The organism is Actinopolyspora sabaoui (assembly GCF_051225635.1).
Taxonomy (GTDB): domain Bacteria; phylum Actinomycetota; class Actinomycetes; order Mycobacteriales; family Pseudonocardiaceae; genus Actinopolyspora.
This window is the reverse complement of the sequence record NZ_JBMIHH010000032.1, coordinates 1-398: the sequence shown is the minus strand read 5'-3', so window position 1 is coordinate 398 and position 398 is coordinate 1. Positions and strand designations below refer to the sequence as shown.

Below are 398 nucleotides of genomic sequence, written 5' to 3'. Positions count from 1 at the left end.
CTTGCGTCGGTAGTCGTGGCGTTTTCCAGTGCGCTGATCGACCAAAAGTATTGCTGCACGATACGCAGCCGCAGCCAACGACGAATGGTTGTTTGCGCGGCTGAAGGTTGTTACTCGTGAATGGTAAATCGCCATGCGGTGCTCCCCTTTGTTTTTGTTGTTGTTCCCCTGCTTTGTTGTTGTGGCAGTTTCTTGTGATTTGGCAAGCGCTTTGCGCAATGCGCTTTCAGGGTTCCAGGGGCGCAGCCCTTGGCGCACGCATTGACCAAGGGGCAATGCCTCAGTGCGCTCTTGCTTTGGTATTTTCGCGTTGTCGCCTTTGTCTTTTTCTGCGATTTTTTTGGCTGAGCGTCCAGCTCTGGACAGATGTTGGTGCGCGCACCGATCTGGCTTGACTC

The 398-nt window shown here is 53.8% G+C and carries 1 protein-coding gene; it reads right to left on the bottom strand.

Going from position 1 to position 398, the window contains the following annotated elements:
- Positions 1-398 (bottom strand): hypothetical protein (locus ACOQFL_RS22855; protein WP_435546264.1); only part of this gene is annotated, 398 nt, incomplete at both ends.